The organism is Flavobacterium sp. 3HN19-14 (assembly GCF_051373205.1).
Lineage (GTDB): Bacteria > Bacteroidota > Bacteroidia > Flavobacteriales > Flavobacteriaceae > Flavobacterium.
The window spans coordinates 2,377,743-2,403,981 of record NZ_JBPPZT010000001.1; the positions used below are offsets into that span (position 1 = coordinate 2,377,743).

18 protein-coding genes and 1 pseudogene are annotated in these 26,239 nt (G+C 43.6%); 17 read left to right on the forward strand and 2 right to left on the reverse strand.

Annotated features, from left to right (window positions below):
- The first annotated feature begins 3 nt into the window (after nt 1-3).
- From ACSLFW_RS12870 to ACSLFW_RS12935, 14 genes and pseudogenes are all read left to right on the forward strand, one after another.
- Nucleotides 4-1,494 carry a tetratricopeptide repeat-containing sensor histidine kinase gene (locus tag ACSLFW_RS12870; protein WP_436557445.1) on the forward strand — a complete coding sequence of 497 codons (1,491 nt, stop codon included), beginning with the start codon at nt 4-6 and terminating at the stop codon, nt 1,492-1,494.
- Complete coding sequence (locus tag ACSLFW_RS12875; protein WP_436556076.1) at nt 1,475-2,173, forward strand: response regulator; 699 nt, start codon at nt 1,475-1,477, stop codon at nt 2,171-2,173. Before ACSLFW_RS12870 ends, ACSLFW_RS12875 begins: the two co-directional genes overlap by 20 nt.
- Before the next feature lie 214 nt (nt 2,174-2,387).
- On the forward strand, nt 2,388-2,606 hold the full coding sequence (locus ACSLFW_RS12880) for a YgaP family membrane protein (protein ID WP_436556077.1): 219 nt from the start codon (nt 2,388-2,390) through the stop codon (nt 2,604-2,606).
- Nucleotides 2,607-2,962: 356 nt separating this feature from the next.
- A complete protein-coding gene (locus ACSLFW_RS12885) occupies nt 2,963-3,484 on the forward strand; it encodes a LamG domain-containing protein (RefSeq protein WP_436556078.1) in 522 nt (173 codons plus the stop codon).
- Nucleotides 3,481-4,041 (forward strand): hypothetical protein, encoded by a 561-nt coding sequence (locus ACSLFW_RS12890; RefSeq protein WP_436556079.1) that lies wholly within the window; start codon nt 3,481-3,483, stop codon nt 4,039-4,041. Before ACSLFW_RS12885 ends, ACSLFW_RS12890 begins: the two co-directional genes overlap by 4 nt.
- A 44-nt stretch (nt 4,042-4,085) precedes the next feature.
- Nucleotides 4,086-4,739: a hypothetical protein gene (locus ACSLFW_RS12895; protein ID WP_436556080.1), complete on the forward strand. Its 654-nt coding sequence runs from the start codon at nt 4,086-4,088 to the stop codon at nt 4,737-4,739.
- Complete coding sequence (locus tag ACSLFW_RS12900; RefSeq protein WP_436556081.1) at nt 4,654-9,558, forward strand: LamG-like jellyroll fold domain-containing protein; 4,905 nt, start codon at nt 4,654-4,656, stop codon at nt 9,556-9,558. The genes ACSLFW_RS12895 and ACSLFW_RS12900 overlap by 86 nt, the downstream gene beginning before the upstream one ends.
- Nucleotides 9,459-12,632: a LamG-like jellyroll fold domain-containing protein gene (locus ACSLFW_RS12905; RefSeq protein ID WP_436556082.1), complete on the forward strand. Its 3,174-nt coding sequence runs from the start codon at nt 9,459-9,461 to the stop codon at nt 12,630-12,632. The genes ACSLFW_RS12900 and ACSLFW_RS12905 overlap by 100 nt, the downstream gene beginning before the upstream one ends.
- Complete coding sequence (locus ACSLFW_RS12910; RefSeq protein WP_436556083.1) at nt 12,602-13,318, forward strand: hypothetical protein; 717 nt, start codon at nt 12,602-12,604, stop codon at nt 13,316-13,318. Before ACSLFW_RS12905 ends, ACSLFW_RS12910 begins: the two co-directional genes overlap by 31 nt.
- A gap of 85 nt (nt 13,319-13,403) precedes the next feature.
- Entirely contained in the window at nt 13,404-15,329 is a 1,926-nt protein-coding gene (locus ACSLFW_RS12915; RefSeq protein WP_436556084.1) for a LamG-like jellyroll fold domain-containing protein, read from the forward strand.
- An 18-nt stretch (nt 15,330-15,347) separates the two neighbouring features.
- Nucleotides 15,348-17,513: a hypothetical protein gene (locus tag ACSLFW_RS12920; RefSeq protein ID WP_436556085.1), complete on the forward strand. Its 2,166-nt coding sequence runs from the start codon at nt 15,348-15,350 to the stop codon at nt 17,511-17,513.
- Nucleotides 17,500-18,234, forward strand: coding sequence for a T9SS sorting signal type C domain-containing protein (locus ACSLFW_RS12925; RefSeq protein WP_436556086.1), 735 nt, complete (start codon nt 17,500-17,502; stop codon nt 18,232-18,234). Before ACSLFW_RS12920 ends, ACSLFW_RS12925 begins: the two co-directional genes overlap by 14 nt.
- Before the next feature lie 636 nt (nt 18,235-18,870).
- Nucleotides 18,871-18,969, forward strand: a pseudogene (locus tag ACSLFW_RS12930) (hypothetical protein); the annotation flags it as partial.
- Between the two features lie 174 nt (nt 18,970-19,143).
- Nucleotides 19,144-19,608 carry a tyrosine-type recombinase/integrase gene (locus tag ACSLFW_RS12935; RefSeq protein WP_436556087.1) on the forward strand — a complete coding sequence of 155 codons (465 nt, stop codon included), beginning with the start codon at nt 19,144-19,146 and terminating at the stop codon, nt 19,606-19,608.
- Between the two features lie 29 nt (nt 19,609-19,637).
- Here the strand turns inward: ACSLFW_RS12935 and ACSLFW_RS12940 are convergent, their stop codons facing one another.
- The gene (locus ACSLFW_RS12940) at nt 19,638-21,416 is read right to left on the reverse strand and encodes an AMP-dependent synthetase/ligase (protein ID WP_436556088.1); all 1,779 of its coding nucleotides are present in this window, start codon (nt 21,414-21,416) and stop codon (nt 19,638-19,640) included.
- A gap of 109 nt (nt 21,417-21,525) precedes the next feature.
- Here ACSLFW_RS12940 and ACSLFW_RS12945 point away from each other — a divergent pair, with 109 nt between their 5' ends.
- Nucleotides 21,526-23,457 (forward strand): LTA synthase family protein, encoded by a 1,932-nt coding sequence (locus tag ACSLFW_RS12945; protein WP_436556089.1) that lies wholly within the window; start codon nt 21,526-21,528, stop codon nt 23,455-23,457.
- Nucleotides 23,458-23,705: 248 nt separating this feature from the next.
- Here ACSLFW_RS12945 and ACSLFW_RS12950 read toward each other — a convergent pair whose 3' ends face one another.
- The gene (locus ACSLFW_RS12950; RefSeq protein WP_436556090.1) at nt 23,706-24,686 is read right to left on the reverse strand and encodes a GlxA family transcriptional regulator; all 981 of its coding nucleotides are present in this window, start codon (nt 24,684-24,686) and stop codon (nt 23,706-23,708) included.
- Between the two features lie 125 nt (nt 24,687-24,811).
- On the opposite strand from ACSLFW_RS12950, the gene ACSLFW_RS12955 reads away from it, so the two are divergent.
- Nucleotides 24,812-25,291 carry a DinB family protein gene (locus tag ACSLFW_RS12955; RefSeq protein ID WP_436556091.1) on the forward strand — a complete coding sequence of 160 codons (480 nt, stop codon included), beginning with the start codon at nt 24,812-24,814 and terminating at the stop codon, nt 25,289-25,291.
- An 18-nt stretch (nt 25,292-25,309) separates the two neighbouring features.
- On the forward strand, nt 25,310-26,218 hold the full coding sequence (locus tag ACSLFW_RS12960) for an SRPBCC family protein (protein WP_436556092.1): 909 nt from the start codon (nt 25,310-25,312) through the stop codon (nt 26,216-26,218).
- Nucleotides 26,219-26,239: the final 21 nt, after the last annotated feature.

Consider the following 26,239-nt stretch of genomic DNA (forward strand, 5'->3'; position numbering starts at 1 on the left):
TACATCAATATAGGCGTTACTTATACAAAATTGTCAAATTACACGGAAGCCTTATCCAACCTGCAAAAAGGGCTCGCCATTGCAAAAAGCAGGAATGACGGATTTGGGATTTTCGCCGCTTACAACAACATCGGTTTGGTTTACAGCAATCAGGGGATGAATGAAGAGGCTTTGCAGAATTACCTCAGTTGCCTTAAAACGCAAATTTCTAAAAAAGACAGTTACAAGGTTGGCGAAACCTACAATAATATTGCCAGTTGCTATCTGGTCAATAATAAGCCCAATCTGGCAATTCAGTATTTAAAAGAAGGGCTGCGCAGGTCTATTGCCGAAAATGACGGGGCTGCAATTGCTAATAATTATATCATCACGGGACGGTTTTATTCTAAGAAAAATGATTTTCCGCAGATGCTTGAATATTATCAAAAGGCGTTGAAAATCAATGAGGAAATTCAGAATCCTTTTGGTATTGCAGATGCGCAGTATAATATCGGTTATGCGTATTTTAAGTTAGGTAATACGAAAAAGGCCATAGAACTCATCAATACTGCGCTCGTGACTTTTAAAATGGCGGGTCAACTTGATTACATTAAAGACAGCTACAATGATCTTACTGAAATTTATAAAAGTACCGGAAATTACAAACTCGCATACGAAAATCATGTGCTGTATACAGAGATGCATGATTCGATTGTTAATGTTGAAAAAGGCAAGAAGTTTAAAGAATTAGAAGTAAAATTCGACCTGAAAAACGTCAAAGAAAACGCAAAAATCAAGGAAGCGCTTGCGAAGAAAGAATTACAGAATCAGAAGAACATTCGCTATTACACAATCGCCGGAATGTTGCTTGTCGTGATTTTCCTCATCATCTTAATCCTGCAACGCAATAAAATCGCCAAAATCCGCCGCCAGAAAGCATTAGAGGAAGAACGCAACCGCATCAGCCGCGATTTGCATGATAATCTTGGCGCACAGCTTTCGACAGCGAAGATGTTCATGAGCAGTTTGAAGAATAAGGGAATAGGCGAAAATGACCTGGAAACGCTTGATACTTCTATCGGAATGCTCGACAATTCCATCAGCGATTTGCGCAAAATCATGAACGAAATGCACAACTCCGTCTTGCGCGAAAAAGGATATCTTCAGGCGACAGAAGAATTGGTCAACAAAATCAATAAGCTGCATCTGATACAATTTTCGTTATCACGCCATAATATCGATGTGAGGCCAGACCACAAAATCGAGCACGAATTGTTCAGGATTACGCAGGAACTCATCAACAACACGCTCAAATACGCGCAGGCGAAACAGGTTTCAATCGAATTGCTCAAACGCGACGGCCAATTGATATTGATGTATGAAGACGACGGCATCGGGTTTGACGTGACGGCATTGCAACGCGGCAATGGCCTCAACAATATCGAAACACGCGTAAAAGCTATTAACGGAACGGTTGAATTCGATTCTATGCCGAATGCCGGATTCAGGCCATAATCGAAATACCTTTGTAAGATGCCGGACCAGCAAGATAAAATTACTCATTGCCGACGATCACCAGCTTTTTATAAGCGGGCTCAAATTGATACTGAAAGATTACGTCGATATCGGCACGCCCGATCATGCGCTCAACGGAAAAGAAGCCATCGACAAATGCCGCCACGAAAAATACGACATCATTTTGATGGATATCAATATGCCGATGATTGACGGGATTGAAGCTACCAAAGAAATCAAACGCCATTGTGCAGATACCAAAATCCTTATTGTGAGTATGCTTTCAGACCTCGAAACGGTCGCAAAAGTGCTCAAAGCCGGCGCCGATGGTTTTCTGATTAAGAATGCCGATGCTTCGGAATTCGTAAAAGCGTTTCAGGTGATGCGCCGCGATGAGGTGTATCTTTCACCGGTTTTATCAGAGTTGTTTACACGAGACCGGGCAGGGAAAACCATTATCAAAAATGACTACATACAATTCACCGAAAATATCGTCACGCCGCGCGAGAAATCAATCCTCAAAATGATTGCCGAAGGGCATACGAATCAAGTTATTGCTGACACGCTTTCGCTTTCGGTGAAGACCGTTGACACACACCGCAATAACATGCTGGCGAAACTCAATTTGCCAAATACTGCGGCTTTGGTGCGGTTTGCAATAGATAATAAGCTGGTCTAGTGTTCAGTAATCAGTGTCCGGTCATCTCAACTGCAGGCAGTTTCATCCCTGCTAAAATGGTTTTCGTCACATTTATTTGGCAATGCTGTTTTTTTTCACGCTATTAGATGTCAGCAATTCGGAATGCTTGTAATAAAACTACAGCTTTTCGTGTATGGCAGGTTGTATTTTGAGTTACTATATTTACAGCTCAGACAAAGATTAAATGGCAAGAATGAAAAAAAATATCAGCAATACTGAAAAGTACGTCCGTTATATCGTCGGCATATTTATTGTCGCAGGTATTTTTCTGACCAAAGATGAATTGGTTAAAAACGGATGCCTGATTTTGGGCTGTTATGTTATTCTTTCTGCTTTTATGGGCTGGTGCCTGGTGTATTCCTTTTTGGGAATTTCGACTGTTCCTTCTGCCCGGAAAAAACGCTTTTATTGAAAATCCCCGCTTTTGAATATTTAGGAGTGACCCGTCATTGTGGCGGGTTTTTTTATTTTTCAATGGTCTGATGATGAATTATTGCTTAAAAAGCAACCTTCTGCACATTTCAAAACTTTAACAATTTTTACGGCGTTCCCGTATCCAACAAATTTAATTTTTTCGTAGGGATTGCATTGGCCCTCCCCTTAAGGCAAAATACAATTTTTTCCGATACGTTGTATTACGGGTTAGCCGTATTTTTTCTTAAAGTTTTATTGGTGAAATGATCTCTAAAAAACTACAGCTTTTCCTGTATTGTAAGCCATTCATTATGGTTTTAGATTTGACCATACTTACTCCTAAATTAAGTAATTATGAAAAAAATCTACTCCCTTTTACTGATTTTTTGCTGTATTTCAGTCAATTATGCTCAAATTAACGGCGGCGCGCTTGACTTTGACGGCAATGACGATTATGTTTCCATCGCTCAATCTTCGGGCAGCACAATCTCCGGAAACTTCACCATCGAAGCGTGGATCCAGCCAAAACATGCGACGAAAACCATGCACATCTTCAGTTCGCGAACGCCATCTGAAAACGGTTTCGACCTGCAGATTTTAAACGGAAATACGATTCACGGCGATATCGGAAACGGTACAGCCTGGCTTACAACTACGGCCAATGCCACTTACAATTATACAGTGGGAACGTGGTTTCATGTTGCTTATGTCGTGACGACGACCGGTTATACGATTTATGTCAATGGCAATCAGTTGGCAACAGGAACTTATGCCGGTGGTGCCGCTACGCCATTGCTGCTCAATAATACACATAATCTGCAATTGGGCCGCAACCTGGTGAAAATACTTATTACCGCGGTTCGATGGACGATGTGAAAGTGTATACAAGTGCGCTTTCGCAAACCAATATCCAGGCAGATATGAATAGCACGACACCATCGGTTCCCGGAACTTGTGCGATAAATTATGTTTTTAACCAGGGAACCGCGAATGCCCATAACGAAACCATGACTTCGATGCAAAATCAGGTCGGTAGCGGTGTCAATTATCAGGCGACTTTACAGTTCTTTTACCTGCAAAGCGCCATCGGTAACTGGACAACCGACAGAACTGCAACAAATGTAATCGTAAACGGAGTAGGCTATTATGCGACGCTCAATGATGCTTTTTACTGCATCAACATTGGCGCACATACCGGCGCCATCAGCATCAATATTGTTGGGGATACTACGGAAAGTGCTTATACCTCTCTTCTGGGCAGCAACGCAAACGGACTGAGTTCTTACAGCTCAATAACCATCACCCCAACAGGCGCACGACGGTTACCGGTACATCTTATACAATTGAACTGGGTGGCGCGTCGAATGTTACCATCAACGGACTCAATTCCGGCGGTAACAGTCTTAAACTTACTGGCGCTAACACAATCATAAATTTTAACGGTAACGCTTCAAATAATACGATTACGAATTGTACGTTGACAGGTACTTCGGCAACGCGCCCGGTCATCCAACTCGATAACAACTCCAATAATAATACTTTTTCCTATTGCAATATTGGAGGTACTGCCGCCAATCCTGTAGGAAGTTGTATTGAATTAAGGAAATACGAATACCCGGTAAACGCCTTGGGAACAGTAATCGACCATAACAATATGTATGATTATTTCAATCCGGGTGGTTCCTATGCCATTGATTTCGAAAATGGCGGATTTACCATCACCAACAACAAATTTTACCAGACTGCAGCACGCGCAGGCAATAGCAGTAGTCATCGGGCCATTCGCTTTACAGGAAGCAATAATGCAACACTCATTTCGAACAACGTTATTGGATACGCGAACAGCGACAGCACCGGATCTTACAGCGTAACATTACCGAGCGGTGTTGATTTTACAGCGATTAGCGCCAATAATCCGGGTGGTGTCGTTGCTATCCAGAATAACACCATTGCGGGAATTTCAATTTCGGGGCAGGGAAGAGGCTTTACCGGAATTTCTCTTTTCAAAGGACAGATTTACGGTTACAGGCAATACCATCGGAAGCATGACCGGCAATGGCGATATCACTTTCAATACAACACTTTCAACGAGTGCATCAGTAACCGGAATCGATACCAGCGGCGACGGTGATTATACAATAAATAGTAATAACATCGGCGGCATTTCAGCTTCAGGCTCGATTGTGTCGCTTAACGGGATAACCATCACGCATGCTTCAACTAATAACGGAATCATCAACAACAATACCATCGGAGGCACGACTGCCAACTCATTGCAATCTACATCGACGGATACCGCTGCAAGGGTAATGGGTATTTATGGTAATGCGTTATTGGCAACTTTCACTGGTAACACCATACGCAATCTTACCGGTAGCGGAAGTGAATTGTCAGGTATTAAAATGTTTACGATCAGTGAACTTTTCTTGTACAATAACAACATCAATACCCTTAAAAATAATAATGCGGGAATTTCAGTTGAAATGAATGGTATTAATGCTGTTTCGTTGTCGACAACCGCCGATGCGATAATTTCCGGAAATACAATCCATACTTTGGTTGGTGTTTCTACGGATGCGGCATCGGCAATTAACGGAATTTATTGCACCAGCCTGAACACCCATGTCTTTAATAATATGATTGACCTTGGAAATACCGTTACGCAGGCAATTCCAATCAGAGGGCTTTATCATACAGGAACATTGGCCTGCGAATATTATAACAACAGCGTTTACATCGGCGGAAGCCCGACTTCAGGTTCCGGGCTCTCATCAGCCCTGAATGCGCAGATAGCGAATACCGGATTGCGCAGGTTCAACAACAATATTCTCGTTAACAGCAGGTCAAATAATGGCGCGACCGGGAATAATGTTTGTGCTGCGCTGGTTGTCAACACACGTACAGTTTCAGACAATAACGTTTATTACGGAGGCGGAAATGGTTTTTACGTTGGATATGATAACAACCATTCGGCTTATGTTGCTGATCTGGCTGCATGGAAAACCGCCAATAATACTGATGGAAGCAGCTTTTTTGGCAATCCGCAATATTTAACCCCAACCGGTACGACACCGAATCTGCATATCAATCCAGTGGTACAAACTATCATCGAATCACGCGGAAGTGTCTTTAACGGATTGGCGACAGACATTGATAATGAAACCCGTTCCGAACTTACACCATCCGATATCGGCGCTGATGCGGGTAATTTCATTGCAATTCCGGCTCCTAATATCACAAGCCTTAACACAACTTCTGTTTGTATCGGAGGTTCATTGGTCATCAACGGCAGCGGACTCGCCACAACAACAATAGTCAAAATCGGAACAGTTACGGCAACGGTTACCAATACGACAGATTCAGCTTTAACGGTAACTATACCTTCGGGTGCTTCCGGAGTGGTAACCGTGACAACTTCGGTTGGAACTGCCACAAGCAGCCAGTCGGTTACGCCATATCAACCATTGGCAATCAATACACAACCTGTTGCGCCAACGACTTATTGTGCCGGAACGGGAACGACAACCATCAGCGTTTCAGCTTTGAATGCTACCGGATATGTGTGGAGAAAAGGCGGAGTGCCGCTTACGAATAACGCCATTTACAGCAATGTGACTACCAATACACTTACGATTACAAATCCGCCTTATTCAGAAAATAATGTTGTATTTGATGTGGTGATTTCAAACCCGGGTTGTGGAAGTCTGACTTCTAATCCGGTTACGTTAACGCTTACACCAAATGCGGTTACGGCTGTGAATGCTTCTCCGGCAACTGTTTGTCCGGGTAACGCTGCAACACTTACTGCGACTGGCGCGACTACATATTCGTGGAGCCCGTCAACGGGATTGAGTGCTACAACCGGCGCAACTGTTACGGCAACTCCTTCTGTTACGACAGTTTATACTGTTACGGGAACGAATGGCAACGGCTGTTTTTCTTCGGCGACTGTTACGGTTACGGTTGATAATCCTTCGGTGAATGTGGTTGCGGGTTCGTCAAGCATTTGTCCTGGCGGCAGTACTTCGCTTACGGCATCAGGCGCTTCAACTTATGCATGGAGTCCGTCCAGCGGATTGAGTGCCACGACTGGTGCGACCGTAACCGCTAATCCAACAACTTCTACGACTTATACCGTCACCGGAACAAATGCCTTTGGATGCGTCGCCAGTAAATCGATTACCATTACCGTGAAACCAGCGCAGGAAATTGTGGCTTATGGAGCGACGACTTTCTGTTCTGATAGCAACGTGATTTTGGGTGTGAAAAATAAAGCGCTTCAATTTAACGGAACAAATAATTACATGACACTTAACCGTTCTGTTTCAGACGATTTCACCATTGAATACTGGATCAAAACTACTCAGCCAAATGCTGCGGGAGCCGATTGGTATTCGGGAAAAGGAATCATTGACGGTGAAATTTCAGGAAACGTAAATGACTTCGGAGTATCGTTAATGAACAGCAAAATCGCCTTCGGAATTGGCGGCGGCGGTACTTTTACGGATAAAACCATCCAGTCGACAACTTCGGTCAATACAGGACAATGGTTCCATGTAGCTTTGACGAGAACAAAAAGCTCAGGTGCAATAAAAATTTATATTAATGGCGTATTGGAAGCTTCTGATGTAAGTTCAAACACGAATTCGTTGGCCGCTCCGTCGGCTTTAAGAATCGGAAGTTTATTAAACGGAAGCAATTATTTCAGCGGAACACTAGACGAAATCAGGATATGGAATGTCGTTCGTACGCAAGCTGAAATCCAAAGCAACATCAATACCGATTTTTCATCAGGCGCGACAGGTTTATTGGATTATTTCAAGATGAACCAAAGAAACGGCACGTCAGCAACCAATACAGCAAATGCTTCCAATAACGGAACTTTAGTAAACAGCCCGACTTGGGTTAACTACGAATCCATTTCGTCTTACCTTTGGTCGAATAATGCTACAACACCGGAAATTACAGTCAATACTACCGGCAATTTCTCACTTCAGACTACCGATTCTGATGGTTGTGTAAGAACGAGCAGCAGTATCAGTACGACTGTAAATCCAGCTACAATTGCGGGAATTTCCCCTTCTTCAGCTTCAATTTGTTTAGGCTCAGGTGCAACACTTACCGCTTCGGGCGGTATAAGTTATTCGTGGAGTCCGGCAACAGGGCTTAACAACACAAATACAGCAGTTGTCACCGCAACACCTTTAGTCACTACAACTTATACTGTGACTGCTACGGCTGCAAATGGTTGCCAGGCGAGCCAATCGGTTACCGTAACCGTTAACAGCCCGAATGTTACAGCAAGCGCAGCCAGTGAAATTATTTGTGCAGGTGGCAGTACAACGCTTACCGCTACAGGCGGTGTCAGTTATGCCTGGAGTCCGTCAAGCGGATTGAGTGCCGTGACCGGTGCTACTGTAACCGCGAACCCGACAACGACAACAACTTATACCGTAACTGGTACTGATGCAGGTGGTTGTGCGAAATCAGTTAATGTAATAGTAATTGTAAAGCCAATAGCAACGATTACCGCTTCAGGGCCGACAACTTTTTGCCAGGGCGGCTCGGTGACGCTTTCGTCTGCGATTCCGGTTGCGGGATTGCAATTTAACGGAACAAACAATTCGGTAATAGCAAACAGGAATATTTCAGATGATTTCACCATCGAATTCTGGATGAAAACTACGCAAAATACACCTGAAACTTCAATTTGGTACAATGCAAAAGGATTGGTTACCTCTTATGGAACGCCAGTTACCGGCGCTTTCGGTGTAACACTCAACGCCGGTTTGCTTGATTTCGGTGTGGGAAATACGGAAATACGATCAACTTCTTCAGTAAATACTGGTCAATGGATGCACGTTGCTGTAACCCGTACAAAAGCTTCCGGCGCAATGCAGATTTACATCAACGGAGTACTCGAGAAAACCGGCACAGCTACTACGGCATCACTTACACAACAATCATTAATCACTTTAGGATTGGTGGGTACGGGTGCTTACTATTCAGGCAGTTTAGACGATGTGCGCATTTGGAATACAGTTCGTACGCAATCGCAAATCTCCGCCGGAATGAATGCCGTTTACCCTTCGGGAACACCAAATCTCATCGATTATTTCAAATTGGATGAAACATCAGGAAGCGCAGTTTCCAACACTGCAAATCCTGCAAATCCCGGTACAGTCGTTAATGCGCCGACGTGGATAACTTCTGGCAGAAATTACCAATCTTATCTTTGGTCAAACGGACTAACAACGCCTTCAATAGCAGTGAATGCATCCGGAAATTACACCGTTCAGGTTACGAATCCGGATTGCAGCAGTACTTCTTTACCAACAACAATAACTGTAAACTCATTGCCAATTGCGGCCGTGACACCATCAGCACCTATGGTTTGTCCGGGGGGTAATGTAGTTTTGACAGCTTCGGGCGGCGCGACTTATTCGTGGAGTCCGGCGACAGAACTCAGTGCAACCACAGGCGATATCGTTACCGTTACGCCAACAGCAACACGCACTTACACCGTAACAGTTACAAGCGCAAGCGGATGTGTGAGTTCGCAGACTGTTACGGTTACACTCAACAATCCTGCGATATCGGTGACACCTACAGATGTTGCCATTTGCGCAGGCGGAAGCACAACACTTACGGCTTCAGGCATGTTGAATTATACATGGAGTCCGTCAACAGGTTTAAGTGCTGCCACGGGCGCTTCAGTAACTGCAAGCCCTTCTGAGACGACAACCTATACCGTAACAGGAACAGATGCTGCAGGCTGCAGCAGATCAGCTTCGGTAGTTGTTGCAGTTAAAGGAACTTCCGTAATTACGGCGGGCGGGCCAACAACATTTTGCCCGGGTGGTTCGGTTGTGCTTTCATCGACAATTCCTGTGAAAGGCCTGCAATTCAATGGGACAACACCGCTGTTACGACCGGACCGAAAAATGTAGCTGATAATTTCACGATTGAATTCTGGATGAAAACCACACAAACCACCGGAACTGCCACGCGTTGGCTCAACGGAAAAGGGCTTGTAGCCGCTTATTCGGGAAATGTCGGTGATTTCGGAACTTCGATGGGTTCGAATAAATTTATATTTGGTTATGGAAATGCATCCAGTTCGACAATTTTAACCATCAGGTCAACTTCCAACGTCAATACAGGAAACTGGGTGCACGTAGCTGCCGTTCGCAACAAAACCGCAGGAAATGTGCAGATTTATGTGAATGGTGTTTTAGAAGCGAACCAAACAACCAGCAATGGCACTTTAGGTGCCAACACAGCTCCGGTTATGCTCGGAATTTTGGGTAATACAGCCGGTTCTAATTTCAACGGAAGCCTTGATGAGGTAAGGATTTGGAACGTCGCCCGCACCCAATCGGAAATCCAGGCCGGTATGTACGCCACTTATCCGGCGGGAACACAAAACCTTATCGATTATTTCAAATTAGACGAAACTACCGGCACAACTGTAGTAAATACAGCCAATGCGGCTAACAATGGTACATTTGTGAATACTCCGCTATGGACAGACAGCACTAAAAATTACGCTTCTTATTTATGGTCGAATGGTTTAACGACGCCAACCATTTCGGCAACGACGGCAGGGAATTACACCGTACAAACCACCAACGCCGATGGCTGCGTCAGTACAACACCGCCTGTAACTGTTTCGCTTACTACCCCGGCAACGATTGGGGCAGTGGCCGCAAATCCGGTAATTTGTTCGGGCAGCAGTACTACATTAACCGCTTCAGGAGGTGTTTCTTACACATGGAGTCCTTCAAGCGGATTAAGTGCCACAACAGGCGACTCCGTTACGGCGACACCATCAGCGACCACAACATACACGGTCACAGGCATCGATAATAATGGCTGTAGCGGCACACAAACGGTTACGGTTACCGTAGATAATCCGCAAATTACGATTTCGGGAACGCCTTCATTCTGCGCAGGCGGCAGCACAACACTTACTGCAAGCGGTGCAGTTTCTTACGCGTGGAGCCCGTCAAGCGGATTGGACACAACCACAGGAAATACAGTAACCGCTAATCCATCAGAAACTACGACTTACACCGTTACCGGAAATTCAGCCAGCGGTTGCCCTATGGCAAAAACAGTAACAGTCAGCGTTAATCCATTACCGACGATTTTGCTGACACCGGCTTCAGCTGAAATTTGTTCAGGAACAGGAACGTCAATCCATGCTTCGGGCGCAACAACTTATATATGGTCACCTGCAGACGGACTTGATACAACCTCCGGTGCCGATGTAAATGCGAATCCTCTAAGCAATACAACATATACGGTAACAGGTACCGATGCCAACGGCTGCAGCAATACAAATACAATTGCGATTACTGTAAAAGACGTACCGGTTATTACTGCAAATACCACATCAGGAACGATTTGTTCAGGTGGTTCGGCAACACTTACGGCTGATGGTGGCGATGATTATACCTGGAGTCCGTCAATAGGGTTGAGCGCCACAACAGGCAATTCTGTGACCGCATCGCCAACGGTAACAACAACTTATACCGTTACGGGAACACACAATGGCTGTAGCAGTACTGCTGAGGTTACCGTAAATGTTACTGTTGTTCCGGTGATGGTTTCAGCAACGCAAACATTCATCAATCCGGGCGGCAGTACAGTAATTACCGCAACCGGTGGCGAAAGTTACAGCTGGAGTCCGGCAACAGGACTAAGCGCCACAACCGGAGACAGCGTTACAGCTTCGCCAACAACTACAATGACTTATACTGTTACTGCAAGTGATGCTAATGGATGTACTTCATTTCAAACGATTACGATTATAGTTAAAGGTAACTCAGCCTTGAATTTCGACGGATTTGACGATTACATTTCCGTTCCGCAACAAAGCGAAACCATCGCCAATAACTTTACCGTTGAAGCCTGGGTAAAACCTATGAATCCAACCAAATGGATGCATGTTTTCAGCACAAGAGGCGGCGGCGATGTAACATTTGATATTCAAATCGGCGAAGGCAACATTATCCATGGCGATATCGGAAATGGCGGTAACTGGATACGCACAGATGCCAATGCGAATTTCAATTATACGGTAGGCGAGTGGATGCACGTCACATTCGTAGTGAACAATTTCGGTTATAAAATTTATGCTAACGGATGCGAAATCGGGAATGGCGATTATGGTTTTGAGTTTCCTTTGCTGATTGATGGCGGCCACTTCATTTCCATCGGTAATAACGCCAGCGAAGATACTTACTTTGATGGCAGTATCGATGCAGTAAAAGTCTATAATTCTGCATTATCACAGGCAGATATTCAGGCAGATATGAGCAGTTCTGCTCCGATATATCCCGAAAACATCGTAGCTTTTTATACCTTCGATGAAGGTGATGCAAATGCTGATAATATGGCTGTTACAACACTTATCGACCATCGCAGTCCGTCTGTTTACAGTGGAACGCTCAATAACTTTACGCTTAGCGGAAGCAGCGGCAATTATGTTGAAGGCGCGGGTGCTTCAAATGTGGCATGCCCGTCACCATTCAATTTATCAACTGGGCAAATCACAGGCAATTCGGCTGTTTTACAGTGGGAAAATTCAGGATGCCTTTCGGTAATTAACGACATCTATGTTGGTCTTGCAGGTAGTGGAGTTCCGACAAACGCTTCGGATACAGGGGTAACAAGTCCGTTTACAAAAACGAACTTAACTGTCGGTAATTACGAATTTTACGTAAGATCCAATTGCAATGCCAGCAGCTCAAGCGCGTGGGTTGGCCATTTTGCTTTCACCGTTTACGCTTCCGCAGATATAACGGCAATTGCACCACCTGCACTTATAATAACTCCAATCAACCAGGCTTTTACACTTCACGGTCAAGTACAGGAAACCGGTCTGACCGACATCATTCAGAACATCGATGGTGAAACGCCAGGCATCGAATGCTGGATCGGCATCAGCACTGACAATACCGATCCCGCCACGTGGAATGAATCTTCATGGCAATTAGCTACCTGGACAGTAGTGTAAGTGCGGCTTACGAAGCATATACCCTGACAACTTCAGTTCCGGCTGCGCTGCCTTATTATTTTGCGACAAGGGCACGCATCGGCGGTAGCAACGCAGGTTATACTCATGGCGGTTCTAACGGTACTGATGGCGGCAACTGGGATGGCAACAGCTTTATTAATGGTTTTATTTTCGTACCGTTGGCGAATGACGAATGCAGCAGCGCACAACAAATACAGCTGAATACCATAACAAGTTCAACCAACCTGGACTCATCGATAAGTCCGATTGATTTCGCGAGCTGTGCCAATGGAGGCTCTTATGATACCTGGTACACTTTCAATTCAGCTAATTTTCAGGCGTTGACATTGAATGTTAATCCGACCAATAGCAATACGAACGTGCGTTATGCGGTTTATTCAGGTGATTGCAACACGATGAATGAAATTTTCTGCAGCAGCGAACCGACACTTCAGATGAGCGGACTTTCAGAAAATACGACTTACTACATCCGTGTTTTTCGGCACAACCGAATGAAGCAGGAAGTTTTGATATCCATATTTTTCAGGCGGCTGACTTTACAGCAATTGCATTGCCAAACGTTATCAATGCCGGACTCAACCAGGACATCACCTTACGCGGACAATTGCATTTGGGCGGTGTTACAGATGTCGTTCCGAACATTGATGGGGAAACACCGGAATTGAATACTGGATTGGTATCAACAACAATAATACGGATCCTTCGACCTGGAGCAGCGGTGCATGGCAACCGGCGACCCATGACGCAACTGTGACGGCCAATTACGAAGCATATACATTACAAACTGTATTCACGATTCCGGCCACGAGATATTTCGCGACACGTGCCAGAATGGGCGGCAGCAATTCTGTCTTTACTTATGGAGGTTCCAACGGCACACAGGGCGGTAACTGGGATGGCAGCAATTTCGTAAACGGAACTATTAACGTCAGCCTTTTGAACGATGAATGTTCCGGTGCGAAACCTGTTACAATAGGCGCTAACAATTATAATTCCAACCAATATTCCACGCCAAGTGCGGTGCCGGTATCTTGTGCAAGTGGCACTCTATATGATACCTGGTACAGTTTTAATCCGGGGAATTACAACGCCATGACGATTAAAGTTACTGCCGGAACGCAAGGGCATGATTACGGTTATGCCATATATTCAGGTGATTGTTCGAACCTTACGGAATTGTATTGCCAGGCTTCTACCGCGAATACTACTGATGCGACGCTTATGCCAAATACGACTTACTACATCCGTGTTTTTTCTGATTTGTCTAACATCGGCGGATTTTACATACAATTTATGCCGCCGGCTTGTAGTTTTACCGCTTTAATTAATGGTGAAAACGGTGGCCGCAGCGATATCTGTCCGGGCGAAAGCATAACATTGACAGCTACAGGCGGAACAAGCTACACCTGGGCTCCGGCCAACGGGCTGAGCTCAACAACCGGAGCGACCGTAACCGTAACGCCTTCACAATTCACAGATTATGTGGTTACCGTTTCTGATGGCAATGGTTGCGAGAAGACGGCTTATTATACTGTTGCAATACGCACGGTATTTCCAATTGCGGTTGCACAGGAAAATGTGTCTGTCATCGAAGGCGGAAGCGTTACGCTGTATGCTTTCAACGGTAGTAATTATGTGTGGACTCCGGCAACCGGACTCAATACCACTACAGGAAGTTCAGTAATCGCTACTCCGCTCGAAGACACGGTTTATACCGTAACTTCTACAGATGAAAACGGCTGCCACGCGAGTAAAACGGTAACGGTAACCGTAACACAACCGGGCGATAACGCCTTGTTTTTTGATGGAGGTGATGATTACGTAAGTGTTGCGCCTTACCCGCAAACCGTATCGGGAAGCTATACCGTTGAAGCCTGGGTGCAGCCTTTTGACCAAAGGAATATGCACATTTTCAGTACAAGGGAAGGCGGCGATTTTACCTTTGATATTTCGCTCAAAAGCAATGGCAGCATTCATGCCGATATCGGTGACGGAGCATCGTGGCTGACGACAACTGCCGACATCTCCGTTAATTATACGATAAATACATGGATGCATATTGCATATGTAATAACACCTTCTGGCTATACGGTCTATAGGAACGGATGCCTCGCCGGAAGCGGTACTTTCTCAGGAACGCCATTGCTGATTGATGGCAGTCACAATATTTCTATTGGAAAGAACGCGTCTGAAAATACTTATTTCTTTGGCGCAATGGATGATATCAAGGTGTATAGTACTGCGCTTTCGCAAGCGAGCATTGTTGCCGATATGGCCGCAGGTGCGCCTGTTCTGCCCGGAAGTGCATTGGCTTATTATGATTTCAACAAAGGAACACCCGAAATGAATAATACCGGAATCACCGCACTTCCTGATAAAAGTGCCGGTGCGCATTACAACGGGACACTCAACAATTTTCAGTTAAACACTGGTATAATCAGCAACTGGATAAAAGGGCGTTACATCACTACAGGAGCTTGTACGCCTGCGAACGGTTTAACGGCGAAACAAATCAGCCAAAATACAGCTTCATTGCAATGGATCGCTGATTGCAACCCGGAAAGTTTCGACGTGCATGTTACGGCATTGTACGGCGGACGTTCCAACGGGCGCACCATCAAACCCGAATGTTACGGCTCCGTTAGAGGTAAGCGGACTTCCGCTTGGCTATTCTGAATTTTATGTACGCGCGAATTGCGCCGCAGGCACTGGCACCTGGTCTGGGCAGCTTATCGCATATATATGCGACCAATGGCCAGTCTTACTACGGTTGAAGGACCAAATGTGATGAACGTATTTACCACGCAGCCATTTACCCTGAAAGGCCACGTAAAAGTAGATGGCGTTACCGATGTAGAACCGGGGATTAGCGGACAAGCGCCTAATATTGAATTCTGGATAGGTACCAGCACCACCAACACCGATCCGTCAGGATGGAGTTCATGGACACTTGCTACTTATAATCCTGCGGTGATTGCTGATTATGATGAATATACGATTCAGAAAACACTGCCGACGGCGCAAACGGTTTATTTTGCCAGCCGCGCCAGAATCAACGGAGCATCATCGCCATATACTTACGGTGGTGTAAGTGCCACACAAGTGGGCGGTATTTGGGATGGTGCGACTTATACGAATGGTACAGTTGTAGCCACGGTTGATGTGCCTTCGAATGACAATTTCGCCAATGCAATACCAATTAGTTGCGGTGCGAGCGTAACAGGAAATACTACAAATGCTTCTAACGACCAGCCTAATCCTGCAGTGTTTGGCGTCAATTCACAATTGACTCAAAACGTCTGGTATTCTTACAATGGCGGTGGAGTTCCGAAATTGGTGACGGTGAGTTTGTGTAATTCTTCGTATGACACATCATTGTTGATTGCAACAGGAACAGCCGGAAATCTGACCTACATCGCAGGAGGTGACAACAATTGCGGCACCAACGGCAACAGATCAACTGCGACTTTCAATTCTGATGGTGTAACGACCTATTGGATAATGGTACGTGGCGGGAACCAATTTGTGTATGGTGCTTACGTTCTCGACCTTAGTTGTGCGGCTCCGTGTACGCCTGCCATGACAAATGACGATTGTGCTACGGCGCAACCGCTTGTAAATGGTGTGATCACAAGTACAGATAATTACTGCAGTACACCGAGTATAAATCCTTATCCGAACTGCTCAAGTTCACTGGTTCCATATTATGACAGCTGGTATAGCTTTAACACCGGAAGCGGTACAAGCGTTTACGTTGCATTGACGCAGTCGGCGCCGACAGTTGTTGGTTATGCGATTTACAGTGGAACATGCGGCAGTCTTACCCAGAAAAACTGCTCCGATTTAGGTACATCCGCAATTTACACAGGATTTACCGCGAACACCGTCTATTATATCCGCGTCTTTTCAGAATCGACGGCGGAAAGAGGTGCGTTTTCGTTAATGGTTTCGCCGCAAACCTGTACATTAACCACAACCTGGAACGGCGCTGCCTGGAACAACGGTACGCCAAGCGCAACAAAAGCGGCCATCATTGCAGGAAATTATAACGCAACGGCAGATTTAATTGCTTGTACACTCACGGTAAATAATAATGCCCAGGTCACGGTAAATTCCGGATTTGATTTCAGCGTACCCGGAATGGTAACCGTTGCGCCGGGAGCTTCGCTTACCTTTGAGAATAATGCGAATCTATTGCAGGCAGCGAATACTTTAGTGAATTACAATTCAGGAAATATCACAGTGAAACGCAATGCCAATATGCGCCGACTCGACTACGTCTATTGGGGTTCTCCCGTAGCCGGTCAGGATTTGAAATTATTCTCTCCATATACGGTTTCACCAACGAATGCACCAGAGTTTCCAACCGCTCCGGGCAGTTCACGCTTTTATACTTTGGATGAACCGACGAACAGTTTCGTATCAATTACTGAACCACTCGGAACATCATTCGCACCGCCAAAAGGCTATATGCTCAGGGCGCCGAACAACTTCCCGTCAAATGGTACGGTAGCGACTTTCAACGGAGTATTCAACGGCGTGCCGAACAACGGAACGATGACAATCCCGGTTACCTATACAAACGCCGGAAAAGGCTTTAATATGTTGAGTAATCCATATCCGTCGGCGATGAGCGCGAGTTTGTTCCTTGCACAAAACCCGGGTGCACTGTCATTTCTGGACGCACACCAACCAGGATGCGGCTTCAGGAGCGAATTATGCAACTTATACAACATTCGGAACAGCTTCGGCTGCAGGCGGTGCTACGCCGACGAACGCGATTGCAGTAGGGCAGGGCTTCCTGTTAAAAACAACCGCTTCGGGAACTGCAACATTCGCCAATTCGATGCGTACCGGTAACAATGCTGCGATTTTCTTCAGAGACGCAAACAGTGACAAACACAGGATTTGGCTGAACCTTTCCAACGCAACCGGCATGCAAAACCAGATTCTAATTGGTTATATGGAAGGTGCGACGCAGGATGCTGACGTATCGATTGACGCGAAACAGATTGAAGGAAGCATCAACAACATCGCTTCGATGATTGGCGAAGACAAATACAACATTCAGGCGCGTGCATTGCCGTTTGTTGATACTGATATCGTTCCGTTAGCTTTCAAGGCGATTGCGGCAGGAGATTTCAGCATTAGCATTGACCATTCTGACGGATTGTTTGAAGACTTTGAAGGTGAAGGACAAGCCGTTTTCCTCAAAGATAATTTGCTCGGAATTGTTCATAACCTAAAAGCCGCGCCTTATGATTTCGCTTCCGCGGAAGGTAATTTCACCAACCGTTTTGAGATCGTTTACCAAAATACAAATCTCGGAATTGATGTTCCTGCTTTGAATCCGGATAGTATAGTACTTTACAAGGAAAATAATATTTTCAAAATCAACGCAGGAAAGACCATCATCAAAAATGTAAAAGTTTTCGATGTACGCGGCCGATTGGTTTACGAAGAAAATGACATCAATGCATCAACGGCAGCTTTAACTGATCTAAAAGCGGAGCAGCAGGTACTGCTCGTGCAAATCACTTCAGACCAAAATGAAGTAATAACAAAGAAGGCAGTTTATTAGTAAACACTTTTTTTAATTGGGAGTGCGCCCGTGCTGAAAAGTACGGGCGTTTTTTTTTTCTTAAGCGCTAAAAAAATTAACAATTTTTACGGCTTTCCCGTAATACAAGCTATTGAAAAAAATCGTATTTTACCTTCAGGGAAGGGGAGAATGCATCCCTACGAAAATATAAAGCTTTTTGGTTACGGGTTTCCCGTAAAAATTGTTAAAGTTTTATCCAAATCCACAAGTAATAGTTTTACCCATCAATACAGAATTTCAAATTTTTCTTCTTAAATTTGAGTTCACCTCCAAGCCTTTATAACCAATATGAGCCAAAATGAACTGGGAAGCCAAAATCATCACCCACAACCGTGAAAGCCGCATTGCGGTTTATTTTGAAATAACCGTCGAGCGGAATGCCCGCATCCGTAAAATCGAAGGCGCTGCCTGGAGCCAGTCGAAAAAAGTGTGGCATCTGCCTGATACGCCCGAAAACAGAAAGCTTTTTCAACTTGATTACAGTTCCGGAAAATCTGTTTTTTCAAGAATCCATCCCATAAATCAATACGTTTTTCAACGTTACATCGAACAACTGCAATTAAAAGGTTACAGTCTGAAAACCTTGAGTTCTACCGAAACCAATTTGGCATTTTCCTGCATTATCTCGGAGATTTTTCAGCATCCGATTGTGATGAAGAGCAGCTTCGCGATTACATTTTACATTGCATTAATAGAGAAAAATGTTCTGAATCCGTCATCCATAGCAGAATCAATGCGCTCAAATTTTATTATGAAAAGGTTTTAAGACGAACACAATTTTTCTTCGATATTCCGCGTCCGAAAAAACCACAGAAATTACCGAAAGTCATCGCGCCGGAAATTGTCAAAAAGATTTTTGAAGTCACCACCAACCTAAAACACAACACAATGCTGAAACTTTGCTACGGAATGGGCTTGCGTGTTTCCGAAGTCATCGCACTTAAAATCGCAGACATCGACAGCAAAAATATGCAGGTTTTAGTAGAGCGAGGTAAAGGTAAAAAAGACCGTTATGCTAATTTGCCGGTTAGTATTTTGGAGCAATTGCGCCATTATTATTTAATGTATAAACCTAAAAATTATCTTTTTGAAGGCGAAGACGGCGGTAAATATTCTGTCAGGAGTGTACAACAGGTTTTTAAAACAGCACTCGATAAAAGCGGTTGCAGTAAGAAAGTCGGCATTCACAGCCTGAGGCACAGTTTTGCGACACATTTGCTGGAACAAGGAACAGACATCAGGTTCATTCAGGAATTGCTCGGGCATAACAACATCCAGACGACTTTACTTTATACGGCAGTAACGGATAATAAAATCAGGAAAATCATAAGTCCGCTTGACCAATTGGAATAAAAAACTCCTCGTGTAGAGGAGTTGTAATTTTAATTATTCCCGTAAATCTTCTCATAAAGATTTTTATATTTCTCCATAATAATCTTGCGCTTCAATTTTAAAGTTGGCGTAAGATGGCCTTCATTAATCGACCAGATTTCAGGTGTAAGTTCAAATTTCTTTACCTTTTCCCAATTGCCGAATTTTTCGTTGCAGGCATCAATTTCTTCCTGGATCCTTTGCTTTACTTCGGCGTTTTGCACGATTTCCGCATTGGTATTGCCTATGTTGAGGTGTTTCTTTTCTGCCCAGTGTTTTACGAAATCAAAATCAGGCTGAATAAAGGCAGCCGGCATTTTTTCGCCTTCGCCGATGACCATGACTTCGCCAATGAAACGGGATTGTTTCATCGCATTTTCAAGCAATTGCGGCGCAACATATTTACCACCGGAAGTCTTGAACATTTCTTTCTTACGATCGGTAATTTTCAGGAACCCTTCGCTGTCAATCTCGCCGATATCACCTGTATGGAAATACCCGTCGATAATGGCTTCAGCGGTTTTTTCAGGATCTTTGTAATAACCCATCATCACATTCGGGCCTTTGCAGAGAATTTCTCCGTCGGCCGCGATTTTGACTTCTACGTTTTCGATTACTTTCCCAACAGTTCCGACTTTAAAGCCGCGGTTTCTCATATCATTTACCGCAATTACGGGCGAAGTTTCCGTCAATCCGTAGCCTTCCATCACATTGATTTCGGCGGCAGCGAAAATGCATGCCAGTCTTGGCTGCAAAGCTGCGCTTCCTGAAACCATTAAGTCAAGATTGCCGCCAAGTCCTTCTTTCCATTTGCTGAAAATCAATTTGCGGGCAATGCCGAGCTGGAATTCATACCAAAATCCGTTTTCACCGTAAGGCTTGTATTTTAATCCGAGGTCGATTGCCCAGAAAAAAAGTTTCTTTTTAACGCCGGTCAGTTCTGCGCCTTTGGCATAAATTCTATCGTAAACTTTTTCAAGCAATCGCGGAACGGCAGTGATTACGGTCGGTTGCGCTTCTTTCAGATTATCGACCAACTTATCAATCGACTCAGCAAAGTAAACCGAAACGCTGTAATATTGGTAGATATACAAAATCATCCTTTCGTAAATATGGCAGATCGGAAGGAAGCTCAGCGCCCGGCTTTGGCCTTCTTCAAACGGAATTCTCGGCGCGCTTCCCAAAACGTTAGAAACGATATTTTTATGAGAAAGCATTACGCCTTTCGGCCTTCCTGTCGTGCCTGAAGTGTAGATGATTGTGGCTAAATCTTCAGTAGAAATGGCAGCTTTCCGCGATTCAACTTCATTTTGGTTGCTTTCGTCTTTTCCGGTTTCAAGCAATTCGGTCCAATTATTACAGTCCGAAATTTCATCAAAGCTATAAACGCCCAATAATGCCGGCACTTTGTGTTTGATCAAATTAACTTTCCGAAGCACTTCCGCATCTGAAACAAAACAATAAATCGAACCCGAATGATTGAGGATGTATTCGTAATCGTCTTCGGAAATCGTCGGATAAATCGGCACGTTCTGCGCTCCGGTTTGCAAAATTCCGATATCGAGTATGTTCCATTCTGTACGATTGCTGGTTGAGATTACGGCAATTTTATCATCTTTTTGGATGCCCATCCGCAACAGCGCACGCGAAATGGTATTCGCTTTTGCGATATATTCAGAAGTCGAAGTTTTTACCCAAACGCCGTGATATTTGGTAACGAGCGCATCAGGCAAATCGTTTTTTTCAAGCTGATAATATGGAAATTCGAAAAGACGCGTGATATTGGCCATTTTTGGAGGTATATTTTTATGCAAATTAATGAAAAAAATAGTCGAAAGTTGAAAGTCGAAAGTCAAAAGCTTAATTTTACACACCAATTTCAACGAAGTTACATTTCTTATGAACAAAATCCCGAGACTTAACGAATATAAAGTATTGTTGTACAGAATATTATTGGTTTATTGTTTCTATTTTCTGGCGCGGCTGCTTTTCTTTTTGTACAATACAGATCTGATACAAATTAATGGCGTTGCCGAATACCTGCGGTTATATTATCATGGCATCGCATTCGACAATACTGCAATCTTGTATGTGAACATGCTTTTTATCGTATTTTCAGCATTGCCGCTTGTAGTCAATACGCGGGTTGGGTATCAGAAATTCCTGTTTTACCTGTATTTTGTTACGAATCTTGTGGCTTACGCAACGAATTTCGTCGATTTTATTTATTACCGCTTTAACTTCGGAAGGTCAACAATCGCCATGTTTGATTCACTTAAAAATGAATCTAATAAAGGATTGTTGTTTTTTAATTTCCTCATTCATTACTGGCATGTTTTTGTGCTGTTTATCCTGTTCTCGTGGTTATGGATTTACCTTTATAAAAAAGTGACGCTGAAACATGTAGTTTTCAGGATTGATATCGTGTCAGGACTGAAATATTTTCTATTCTCAACCGCCATGTTCCTGCTGATTGCAACATTGACGATTGGCGCAATAAGAGGTGATTTTAAGAAAAGCACGCGACCGATAAATTTAATCGACGCGAACCGTTATGTTAGCAATCCCGCTCAGGCCGATGTGGTTCTGAATACGCCATTCGCCATTATCAGAACGATGTTCAGCAACAGCTTTAAGAAAGTGAATTTGGTGTCTTCGGCGACAATCAATTCGCTGGTTGTTCCTGTAAAACAATACAGAAACAATCCGCCGACAAAGCCGAATATCGTGATTTTCATCCTTGAAAGCAACGCCAAAGAATATTATGGCTGCCTCAATAAAGACATGAAAATCCCGAATTACAAAAGCTACACGCCGTTTGTCGATTCATTGGCGCAGCATAGCTTAATTTTTACGAATGCGTATTCGAACGGTTACAAATCGATTCATGCAGTTTCTTCGGTTTTGGCCGGAATTCCGTCATTCAAAGATGCATTTACTTCGTCGCCATATCCAAAGCAAAAAACAGAATCATTGGTATCTGCGCTGGAAAGCGAAGGCTATTCGACTTCATTCTTCCACGGCGCACCGAATGGCTCGATGGGATTTTTGGGTTATGCGAATATTCTCGGTGTCGATAAATATTACGGTAAAACCGAATATAATAATGACGCCGATTTTGATGGTGTCTGGGGCATTTGGGATGAGCCCTTCTTTCAGTTTTTTGATGCGAATTTGAATACGCAAAAACAACCTTTCCTGGCGACCTTATTTTCGGTTTCTTCGCATGAACCATACCAGATTCCGGCGAAGTACAAAGGTAAATTCCCTGAAGGCAATGTCAACATCCACAAATGCATCGGCTATACAGATTATGCCCTGAAGCAATTTTTCGCGAAGGCCAAAACGCAGCCGTGGTTTAAAAATACGATTTTCGTAATGGTTGGCGATCACGGCAATACGATTTATTATGACGAATATAAAAAGGAGTTCAACAAAAATTCAGTCGCGATGCTTATTTATGATCCGAACGGAAAATACGTCGGCGTGAACAAAGACTGGGCGCAGCAAATCGACATTTATCCGACAATCCTCGATATCGTTGGCTATCAGAAACCATTCAGGAGCTGGGGCAGGAGCCTGGTGGGCGATTCAAAAGTGAAACCTTTCGTAGTGCGATACTCGGCGAATATGTACCAATTCTTCTCAGGCGATTATATTTGTACTTTCGACGGCAAAAAGGCGATTGGTTTTTATGCAAAAGATGACAAGGCACTGCAAAACAACCTTATCGGACAAAGAAATGCCGAAATGAATCTGCTTGAAACACTTTGCAAAGCGTTCATTCAGGATTATATGGAACGGGTGATGGATAAAAGGCTGGATAAATAATTTCGATTTCAACGATCATACGAAAAATTTAACAAAAACTACGGCGAACCCGTAATACAACGTGGCGAAATAATTTGTATTTTACCTTCAGGGAAGGGGTGATGCATCCCTACGAAATAATCTGATTTGTTAGTTACGGAAATGCCGTAAAAATTGTTAAAATTTTGAGTTCATTCAGAAGGTGTCTTTTTTATAATCAGACAATGACGAATTTGGAAATGCCATGCCAAATCAATTGAAATCTAAATTTAAATTTTCACTTCTTTATTGTACTTATTCCGATATTCTAAAGGAGACATCCCTGTGATTTTTCTAAACACTTCGCGAAATGCTTTCTGATCGGAATACCCCACTTCATACATGACTTCATTGATGGTTTTTCTTCCCATTTCTATAGCTTTTTTGGCAGATTCTATTTTTACCCGTTGTGAATATTCCAGCGGCGTATTGCCAGTGGCTTTGATGAAACGACGGTCAAAATTTCTCCTGCCGACAGCTAATTTCGAAGACAATTCATCTATAGAAACCTTTTCGTGCTGGCGGTTTTCAATATAAATCTGCGCTTCAATGACCATTTCGTCACCGTGCTGTTTCTGGCCTGTAAATATGGCGAACTGAGACTGGCTGTTCCTTTCAATTTCAATCTGGAATACTTTCGAGCAGAAAATGGCAGTCTGCCTGTCGTAATATTTTTCGATGAGATAAATCATCAGATTTAAGAATGAATATGCGCCACCGTTGGTGTAAAGCCCGTTTTCGTCGGTGATTAATCGATCGGTCTGTAAATTAACTTTTGGGAACATTTCCCTGAAATTATTCGCAACTGACCAATGTGTAGAACAGCTTTTCCCTTCGAGAAGACCTGCAGCTGCCAAGAGAAAAGCGCCCGTGCAAATAGTTGCAATAGCTGCACCATGTTTATATTGGTTTGTAATCCAATCGATTATTTCTGTATTTCCTGCGACAGATTGCTCGTAATTATGATTTAATGAAGGTATAATAATCAGGTCAGTTCTTTCGATTGCTGAAATGTGCGTGTGTGGTTTTACGCAAAATAACCCATTGTTGAATTTTATTGCTTCTGAAACACCTGCAAGCTGAATAGAGAACAATTCCTGTTTACCGGCTTTTATCTGAAATTCATTGGCTTTCCTGAATATTTCATAAGCGCCGGTGATACTGGAGAGATTGTTTTCTCCTTCAGGAACTAAGATAGTAAGATGTTTCATCAGTTTATTTTTTGTAAAAATAACAATTAGAATTGTCTTAATCAACCCGTAATAATGTCTTTTTTACACCTTATAAAAATACAAATCAGACAATATCTTTGTACTACAAATTCAAAATAAACCAAATGACGACAAATCAATTAATAATCAAAATGGTATTAGACCGCTGGTACGGTGCGTTGAAAAATTGCGATAACCACATCAATTCACTCACAGATGAGAAACTGATGAAAGAAATTGCGCCAGGAAAGAACAGAGGAATCTATCTTTTAGGTCACCTGATTGCTGTGCATGATGATATGATAATTTTGCTTGGTCTCGGAGAAAAATTATACCCGGAATTGCACACGCCTTTTTTAGCTGATCCAGACAAAACTGCTGCAATTATCCCATCAGTTTCTGAATTAAGGAAGTATTGGACAACCCAATGCCAATGGCTGCAGCAACAATTTGACAGTTTATCGCCGGAGCAGTGGTTTGAAAAGCATGCAGCGGTTTCTGCCGAAGATTTCGCCAATGAACCGCATCGAAACAAACTTAACATCATCATTACAAGAACAACGCATTTGTCGTACCATACAGGGCAATTGGTCTTACTTAAATAACAACTTAAAACTATAAACATGATTACAGCAGATTACAATATCACAATTACAATTGATAAAACGCCTATTGAAGTTTTCAACGCGATTAACAACGTTCGTGGCTGGTGGAGCGAAGAAATTGAAGGCGATACTAACAAGCTTGGCGCCGAATTCGATTACCATTATCAGGATGTGCACCGGTGTAAAATGAAAATTACTGAATTTGTCCCGGGAAAGAAAGTAGTTTGGGAAGTCACAGCCAATTATTTCAGTTTTACCGAAGATAAAAATGAGTGGAAAGGCAATAAACTGATTTTCGAAATCACTGAAAAATCAGGCAAAACCGAATTGCATTTCACCCAAAAAGGCCTCGTTCCGCAATATGAATGTTACGATATCTGCCGCAATGCCTGGGATACATACATTGGTAAAAGCCTCTACAATCTGATCATGACCGGAAAAGGCGAGCCAAACGGAAAAGACAAACCACAGACGGATGATGAACAAAAACTGTCAGGTTTTACGACCACTTTCTTTGTTGATAAGTCGCCGCACGAAGTTTTCAACGCAATCAACAATGTGCGCGGTTGGTGGCAGGGCGAAATCACTGGCAATACTTCAAACGAGGGCGATGAATTCACATACCAAATGAAAGACGTCCATTATTCGAAACAGCGGATTATCGAGGTTATTCCTGATAAAAAGGTAGTTTGGCTGGTGACCGAAAGCGCGCTGAGTTTCACCAAAAACAAACAGGAATGGAACGATACAAAAATCATTTTTGAAATTGTTGAAATCAATAATAAAACGCAAGTCCGCTTTACGCATTCCGGATTAGTGCCTGAATTCGAATGCTTTGATTCGTGCTCGAATGCCTGGGGAATGCTGATTCAGGACAGTCTTTCCAGTTTAATCACCACAGGAAAAGGAAAAGATGTTTTCAAATAAAATCAAGAAGCGCCGCAATAC